This window comes from Arthrobacter sp. PL16 (assembly GCF_035985055.1).
Taxonomy (GTDB): Bacteria; Actinomycetota; Actinomycetes; order Actinomycetales; family Micrococcaceae; genus Arthrobacter_D; species Arthrobacter_D cheniae.
Genome location: NZ_JAXCIC010000010.1, coordinates 75736 through 83655, shown reverse-complemented (window position 1 = coordinate 83655; position 7920 = coordinate 75736). Strand labels below are relative to the sequence as shown.

Sequence of the window (7920 nt, the reverse complement as noted above, 5' to 3'; positions counted from 1 at the left end):
ACCGCCGGACAACCATTACACGAAAGGCCCCACACCACCAGGTGCGGGGCCTTCCGTACGTTAACCCCACCACCAGGGCACCCAGGCCTACGGGCACACCAGCACCACACAGCCCGTCACCCACGCGGCAGCTAGGCCCAATGCCCCAGGCCCGTCCGGGCGCACACGGCTGGCCCGCCACCCAGGTAGCCCGGTCCCAGGCGGGTCGCCCAAGCAGGCACTCGACCGCTTCAGGTGTCGGGACGGCGGTAGGAGGTCATTCCCGCTCAGCGGTAATGTCGAACCATGAGCGGATTGTTCTCGCACCCTCCCGAGGCTGACGATGAGTTGAGTGACAGGCAGGACCTGCGAGTGGCTGTGACGGTGCCGGCTCCCGCCGATCACGCCTGGGCCGGACTGACCGAGCACCTCCATCTATGGTGGCCTGCCGATGAGCTGAGCCGGTGGGGAGAGGGAAGCTTCTTCGACCTCGAGGACAACGCCCTGGTCGAGACGTCAGCGCAGGATGACGAGAATGTCTGGGGTGAGGTTGTCGATACCAGGCCGGGGCACTGGCTTGAACTGAAGTGGCGGCACGCGGGTTCCGACTCGACGACGGAACTCCGCTTGGAGATGACACCGGACGAGAGTTCGGTGGGGCACCGCTCCGCACCCGGCGTGCAGCCGGTCGAGGATGCGGACCGCATCTCCGGTGCCACGCTGGACCTGACGCACAGTGGCTGGACGAGCGGCGACCCACAGGACCTGTACGACTTCTATCGGGAGTTCTGGCCATCCGCTTTGGGCCGGTACCGGCGTTTCATGGGGGGATCATGATCGACGCGGCGTCGCTTGCTGAACTGGACGGGGCCTTGCCGGGTCGTGTGTCGACGGCCCCTGCCGACCTGACCCTGTACTCGCGGGACCAGGGCCCGGTGCTCGAGCCGGTCCTTCCCGGCGCGGTGGTCCGTGCTCACACCGTCGCGGACGTTCAGGCGCTCCTGCGCTGGGCGACCCGTCACGCCGTAGCGATCGTCAGCCGTGGCGCGGGGTCCGGAGTCTCCGGGGGTGCGCACGCGACAACGGGCAGTGTCATCCTTTCGCTCGAGCGCATGAACAGGATCCTGGAGATCAACGCCGATGACGAGACCGCGGTTGTCGAAGCGGGGGTCATCAACGCCGAGTTGAACGATGCCGTTGCCGAGTACGGACTGATGTATGCGCCGGATCCAGCCAGTTACCGGTGGTCGACCATCGGCGGGAATGTCGCCACGAACGCCGGCGGGTTACGGTGCGCCAAGTACGGTGTCACCCGTGACTCGGTCCTGGCCCTCGACGTCGTGCTGGCCGACGGCACCTTGATCAGCACCGGACACCGGACCTTCAAGGGGGTTGCCGGCTATGACCTCACGGCGCTGATGACGGGTTCCGAGGGCACACTCGGCGTCATCGTGGGGATCACCGTGCGGCTCCGCTACCTGCCGCGGTCCGTCCATACCCTGGCCGCCTTCTTCGACGACTTTCCCCTTGCAGCTGCCGGCGTGCTCGCTATCGGCCGTGCCCGGGTGCAACCGGCAATCCTCGAGCTCCTCGACGGAAGGACGCTCGAGGCACTCGACGGCGCGCATGGTTCCGATCTCCGGAGCCGCGGCGGCTCCCTGCTCCTCGTCAGGACGGACGGGTACGGCGCTGCAGCAGAGGCAGAAGCCATCCGGACCGCGCTCGTCGGATTGGGCGCAAGCGTCAGCGAGGAGGATTCGGAGGAAGCGGACCGACTGGTCGACCTGAGGCGGCACAGCAGGGGCGATGAGGTCGACGACCTCTACCGGGTGGGGGAGGACGTCGCCGTGCCCAAGTCGCAACTGGTGCACTACGTCGCTGCACTCGAGGCGATGGCGGAACGCCACAACGTGCAGCTGAAAGTGGTGGCGCACGCGGGGGACGGCAATCTGCACCCCACCTTCTGGGTCGAGCGAAGTGAGGGAGCCGAGGCGCAGGAGCGGTTGGAAGCGGCGCTCGACGAGTCCATCCGCTGTGCGCTCGACCTCGGCGGGACCATTACCGGTGAGCACGGCGTCGGGCAGTACAAGCGGCGGTGGCTCGCGTGGGAGCAATCACCCGAGGTCCTCCGGCTCCAGGCAGAGATCAAGAAGGTCTTCGATCCACTCGGCATCCTCAATCCGGGAAAGGCGATCGTCTCCTGATCGTTGCCTCGGGGGGTCGGAGGGACGCCGTCGCCCAGTGATAATGTTCAAGAAAATGCCGGAAATCACCGTCACTGTCCATCACGCCTCGGGGAGCAGCATGTCTGACAACAATCCAGGATCGCAGGGCAACTCGCCCTACGGCCAGCAGAACCAGCCGCAATATGGGCAGAACCAGCCGCAGTATGGTCAGAATGCGGGCTCCTACGGTCAGCAGAATCCAACTCCTTATGGCCAGCAGGGTCAGTCGCCCTACGGCCAGCAGGGTGGGAACAACTACCCCGGTCAGCAGGGCTACCAGGGCCAACCCGCGGAGAACCCGGGCCGCACATTGGGAATCGTCGGATTCATCCTTGCCATCCTCATCGCCCCGGTCGGCTTGATCATCAGCATCGTGGCGTTCGTGAAGTCCCGCAAGGCCGGAATGGGCAACGGGTTCGCCCTCGCCGGAATCATCATCGGCGTGCTCTTCACCATCGGTCTGATCCTGATCATCGGACTCGTTGCCGCAGCCGCACCGCTCATCCAGGAAGTCGCCACGGCCTGTGAGGGTGTTGCCTCCGGTGAGACCGTCACTGTGCAGGGCCAGACGATCACCTGCCCGTAGCACCTCGGATGTGAAGAGGAACCGGCAGCCATTGGTTGCCGGTTCCTCTTTTCTCAAGACCTAGTTGTCCTCGTACCCCGAGTCCTCATCGATGCCGATGGTCCTGGAATCGGCAGTCAGCATGATCTCGGCCTCGTCGCGTCGGTGCCGCAGTTCGTCGTCGAGGTAGGACTGCACGGCCTCGGCCATCGGCACGTTCCTGTCCTCACGCTCGGACATGTACCACCGGTGCTCCAGGACCTCGTGAACCACCTCCGCGGGCTCGAGCTTCCCGCCGAGTTCACGGGGCACGGCCCGGACGATAGGCTCGAACACTTCGTTCACCCAGAGGTGGGCGCTGAACTCCTCGTCGAGCGTCGGGTTGTTGTCCGCGCGGTAGGCGTCCATATCGTTGAGCAGGCGCCGCGCCTGGTTCTCCTGTGCGTCCAGGCCGGTCAGGCGCAGGAGGCGACGGCTGTGGTGCCCGGCATCGACGACCTTGGGCTGCAGCTGGATCTGTGTGCCGTTGGCTTCGGTCTTGATCGCGTACTCCTCGACGTCGAAGCCCAGTTCGTTGAGCCGACGGATGCGGGCGCCCACGCGCCAGCGCTCCCCGAGCTCGAAGGATTCCTTCTCCGTCAGCTCGGTCCACAGGCGGCGGTAGCTGTCCATGATCAGCTCACTCGTCGCGAGCGGGTCCACCTTCTCTTCGATGAGCCCGCCCTCGGCGAGGTCCATCAGTTCGCCGGCGATATTGACGCGGGCGATCTCGAGGTCGTACTCGCGCTGTCCTGTCGACAGTTCCGGATACAGTTCGCCGGTTTCCGCGTCCACGAGGTAGGCGGCGAAGGACCCCGCGTCACGGCGGAAGAGGGTGTTGGAGAGGGAGACGTCACCCCAGTAGAACCCGATGAGGTGGAGGCGGACGAGGAGCAATGCCTGGGCATCGATCAACCGTGTCAGGGTGTCGCGGCGCAGCGTCTGCGAGAAAAGGGCCCGGTACGGGAGGGAGAACTTGAGGTGTCGCGTGACCAGGACCGGATCGAGCTCATCGCCCTCGGGTGTGGTGCGGCCGGAGATGACGGCTACGGGTTCGACGCAGGGCACATCCAGTCGCTGCAGCTTGCGCAGCATGTGGTACTCGTGGCGGGCGATGTGCTCGCTGGTCTCCTTCACCGCGATGACGGAACCGCCCAGGTGAGCGAAGCGCACGATGTGGCGCGAGATTCCGCGGGGCAGGGCAGCGAGGGCGCTGGCCGGCCACTGCTCGAGGGCCACATGCCACGGAAGGTCGAGCAACTCGGGATCCGTCGCAGCGGCAGTGATGTTCAGGGAGCCCAGGTTCGGACTCTCCGAGGAGGCGGAGCGCAGTCGCGGCAGCTTGCCCGCCTGGTCGTAGTCTGTCGGCTCGTCATGCCATTGGGCGTTCGAGGTCTCGGTCATGGTGCTGCCTTCGGGTCAGAGCGGAAAAGGGTCCTGCGTCAAGCGTAGTTGGCGTTAACGAAGCGGTGGCGTCCACCGGGCCCCATAAGGATGCCCGGCGGACGCCACCGCTTCGATCGTGATGCGCAGTCCGTGAGGAAGCTAGACCGTCTCGGCCAGGCGGAGTCCGTTCGTGGTATCGAACAGGTGCACGTGACCCTGCTCCGGGCGGACGTACACGCTGTCACCCTTCATCGGCGGGCGGCGGCCGTCGACGCGGACGACCATGTCATGGTTCTTGCCGTCGAGCGTGGTGTGGCCGTAGATGTAAGCATCAGCGCCGAGCTCCTCGACGACGTCGACCTCGACCTGCAGGCCCTCGCCCGCGGCCGAGAGAACCAGGTCCTCGGGCCGGACACCGAGCGTGACGGTGTTGCCGACCGCTGCCTCCAGGACATTGCCGGGGACCGGGTAGACGATGCCGCCGAAGAGGACGCCGCCATCCGTGACGGGCAGTTCGAGGAGGTTCATGGCGGGAGACCCGATGAAGCCGGCGACGAAGACATTTTTGGGCCGCTCGTACAGGTTGCGGGGGGTGTCGACCTGCTGGAGGATTCCGTCCTTGAGGACCGCGACGCGGTCACCCATGGTCATGGCCTCGACCTGGTCGTGCGTGACGTAGACCGTGGTGACCCCGAGGCGGCGGGTCAGCGAGGCGATCTGGGTGCGGGTCTGCACTCGGAGCTTCGCGTCGAGGTTGGAGAGGGGCTCGTCCATGAGGAAGACCTGAGGGTTACGCACGATCGCGCGGCCCATGGCGACGCGCTGGCGCTGGCCACCGGAGAGTGCCTTTGGCTTCCGGTCGAGGTAGTCCTCGAGGTCGAGGAGCTTCGCGGCCTCGCGGACGCGTTCGGCACGTTCCTCCTTCGAGACGCCGGCGATCTTGAGCGCGAAGCCCATGTTGTCGGCGACGGACATGTGAGGGTAGAGCGCGTAGTTCTGGAAGACCATCGCGATGTCGCGATCCTTCGGGGGAACATCCGTGACGTCGCGGTCACCGATGAGGATGCGTCCGGAGTTGACGTCCTCGAGTCCTGCGAGCATGCGCAGGGAGGTGGACTTTCCGCAACCGGAGGGCCCGACGAGGACGAGGAATTCGCCGTCCGCGATGTCGATGTTCAGCTTGTCGACGGCGGGCTTCTCGGTGCCCGGGTACAGGCGCGTAGCCTGGTCAAACGTTACCGTTGCCATGGTGTTGGTTCCTTTTCACGGGCAGGTACGTGCCCGACGATCCGTAGTGAATGGAAGATTATTCAGTTGTGGTGAGCGACCCGCCAGCAGTACCGGTGGCCATGGCCGCGCACCCGTAGTATGACACGATCCCTAGCCGCGCGCACCTGACGTACGCAAGGACACCAGCTCCTCCAGCACCTCTGTGAAAGCCTCGGGTGTTGCGACGGTGAAGGCCGCGGCCGTCTCGCCGGGGCCGATCCGGATGCCGATATCCCCCGGTTCCAGCGTCCGTTGGGCGTGTTCGTCCGTGACGTCGTCGCCCGCGAACAGGACTGCCGTCGCGCCAGAGGCTCCACGCAGCACAGCGAGCCCCTGGCCCTTGTCCGCCTTGACCACCGAGGTCTCGAGCACCCGCTTGCCGTCGGTGACGCTGAGGCCGTCGAGCTGGGCGAGTTCCGTCCGCGCTGCGGCCACGGCGGACCGGGCGACGTCGTCGTCGGCGGTCCTGGTGTGCAGTACGACGCCGGCCGGCTTGAACTCGATGCGGGTCCCGGGGTGCGCGGCCACGATCCGTTCGACGACCTCGATAGCACGGGCGCGAAGATCCACCTGGGCAGGTGTCAGCGCGAGGGGATCACCATCGGGCCCGGTCCAGGTCTCGGCGCCGTGGCTGCCGATCATCATGGTGACCTCGGGCGGGTTCGCGACGGCGCGCAGGCTGTCGAGCGCGCGGCCCGAGATCAGCGCCGTCGTCGTGTCGGGGAGACCGGCCAGTGCACGGAGTGCCGCCTCGGAGGCGGGAAGGGGGCGCGCGTCCTCGGCGCGCTCCACCAGCGGCGCCAGTGTGCCGTCGAAGTCGAGCGCGACCAGGAGGTGGGGCGTCCGGGCGAGGGCTTTCAGTGCAGCACGAAGGTCCGCCTCAAGCGCCATGGTCGGCGCTCTCGAGATGCAGGGCGTCGAGGAAGGCCTGCGACCAGCGCTCGACGTCGTTATGGACGACCTGCCGCCGCATGAGCCGCATCCGCCGCATCCGCTCGGTCTTCGGCATGTTGATGGCAGACACGATGGCGCTCTTCAGGCCGTCGATGTCATGCGGATTGACGAGGATCGCCTGGCGGAGGGTGTCCGCCGCACCCGCGAATTCACTGAGGACGAGCATGCCTGTGTTGCCCGTGCGAGCCGCGACGTACTCCTTTGCCACCAGGTTCATGCCGTCGCGGAGCGCCGTGACGAGCATGACGTCGGCGGCCAGATAGAGCGCCACCATCTCCTCGACGGGGTAGCTGTGGTGGAGATAGCGGATAGCGGTGTTCTTCATGGTGTCGTGCGTGCCGTTGATGCGGCCGACGGCACTCTCGATGTCCTCGCGGAGTAGGCGGTACTGCTCCACGCGCTCGCGGCTCGGACTCGCCACCTGGATGAGCGCGGCATCCTCGACGGTGATCGCGCCGTCCTCGAGCAGCTCCCCGTAGGCCTTCAGCCGGTGACCGATGCCCTTGGTGTAGTCGAGCCGGTCGACACCGAGCAGGATGTACTGGGGATCGCCGAGTTCACGCCGGATCTCGCGGGACCGCTCGATCACATCGGGACGCTCGGCCAACTCCGTGATGGACGCGGTGTCGATGGAGATGGGGAATGCCTCGGCTCGGGAGACGTAGGCGGGGACGCCGTCGTCACCCTGCGGTATCTGCACCTGCTGGGCCTTGATCGTGTAGCCCTTGAACCGGCGGACGCAGCGGAGGAAGTTGCTCGCGTCACTCGGCCGCTGGAAACCGATGAGATCCGCGCCGAGGAGCCCCTCGATCACCTGCCTCCGCCACGGGAGTTGTGCGTAGATCTCCAGCGGAGGGAACGGGATGTGGTTGAAGAAACCGATCTTCAGGTCCGGACGTGCCTGCCGCAGCATCTTCGGCACGAGTTGCAGTTGGTAGTCCTGCACCCAGACCGTGGCACCCTCTGCGGCCACCGAGGCTGTCGCCTCCGCGAAGCGCTTGTTGACCTTGCGGTAGGAGTCCCACCAGGTGCGGTGGAATTCGGGAGATGCGATGACGTCGTGATACAGCGGCCAGAGGGTTGCGTTCGAGAATCCCTCGTAATAGAGCTCGACCTCCTCAGCGCTGAGCGGCACGGGAACCAGGTGCATGGTGGATTCGTCGAAGGGTTCCAGGGTTTCGTCCGGGGCGCCGTGCCAGCCGACCCAGGCGCCGTCGGCTTTGGCCATCACGGGCGCAAGTGCCGTCACCAGGCCGCCCGGGGAGCGACGCCAGGAGCTCTCACCGTGCTCGTCCACCACGCGGTCGACGGCGAGCCGATTCGAGACGACGATGAAGTCGAAATCGCCGAACTGCCCGTCGGTCGGGAACGAGGGGTTCACGCCCGGTGTGGTGGAAGGTTGTGCTGCGCTCAAAACTGGCTCCATCGCAGTAGTTCGGTCTGCGGATGACTCTATCGGGTTGTACCGTCAGCGGTCGGTCGTCGCCGGCTGGTGCACCCTGG

General features: G+C 66.2%; 7 protein-coding genes. 3 read left to right on the top strand and 4 right to left on the bottom strand.

Features of this window, described 5'->3' with window-relative positions:
* The first annotated feature begins 285 nt into the window (after positions 1–285).
* The 3 genes from RCH21_RS15855 (at position 286) to RCH21_RS15845 (ending at position 2790) form a co-directional block, all read left to right on the top strand.
* Complete coding sequence (locus RCH21_RS15855) at positions 286–816, top strand: hypothetical protein (protein ID WP_326965187.1); 531 nt, start codon at positions 286–288, stop codon at positions 814–816.
* Positions 813–2183, top strand: coding sequence for an FAD-binding oxidoreductase (locus RCH21_RS15850; RefSeq protein ID WP_326965186.1), 1371 nt, complete (start codon positions 813–815; stop codon positions 2181–2183). The genes RCH21_RS15855 and RCH21_RS15850 overlap by 4 nt, the downstream gene beginning before the upstream one ends.
* A gap of 100 nt (positions 2184–2283) precedes the next feature.
* Positions 2284–2790 carry a DUF4190 domain-containing protein gene (locus RCH21_RS15845; RefSeq protein WP_326965185.1) on the top strand — a complete coding sequence of 169 codons (507 nt, stop codon included), beginning with the start codon at positions 2284–2286 and terminating at the stop codon, positions 2788–2790.
* 60 nt (positions 2791–2850) lie between these two features.
* Here the strand turns inward: RCH21_RS15845 and RCH21_RS15840 are convergent, their stop codons facing one another.
* The 4 genes from RCH21_RS15840 to RCH21_RS15825 form a co-directional block, all read right to left on the bottom strand.
* Complete coding sequence (locus RCH21_RS15840) at positions 2851–4212, bottom strand: DUF4032 domain-containing protein (protein WP_326965184.1); 1362 nt, start codon at positions 4210–4212, stop codon at positions 2851–2853.
* A 141-nt stretch (positions 4213–4353) separates the two neighbouring features.
* On the bottom strand, positions 4354–5442 hold the full coding sequence (locus RCH21_RS15835; protein WP_120149871.1) for an ABC transporter ATP-binding protein: 1089 nt from the start codon (positions 5440–5442) through the stop codon (positions 4354–4356).
* A 132-nt stretch (positions 5443–5574) separates the two neighbouring features.
* Positions 5575–6354 (bottom strand): trehalose-phosphatase, encoded by a 780-nt coding sequence (otsB, locus tag RCH21_RS15830; RefSeq protein ID WP_326965183.1) that lies wholly within the window; start codon positions 6352–6354, stop codon positions 5575–5577.
* The gene (locus tag RCH21_RS15825; protein WP_326965182.1) at positions 6344–7843 is read right to left on the bottom strand and encodes an alpha,alpha-trehalose-phosphate synthase (UDP-forming); all 1500 of its coding nucleotides are present in this window, start codon (positions 7841–7843) and stop codon (positions 6344–6346) included. The genes otsB and RCH21_RS15825 overlap by 11 nt, the downstream gene beginning before the upstream one ends.
* Positions 7844–7920 lie beyond the last annotated feature (77 nt).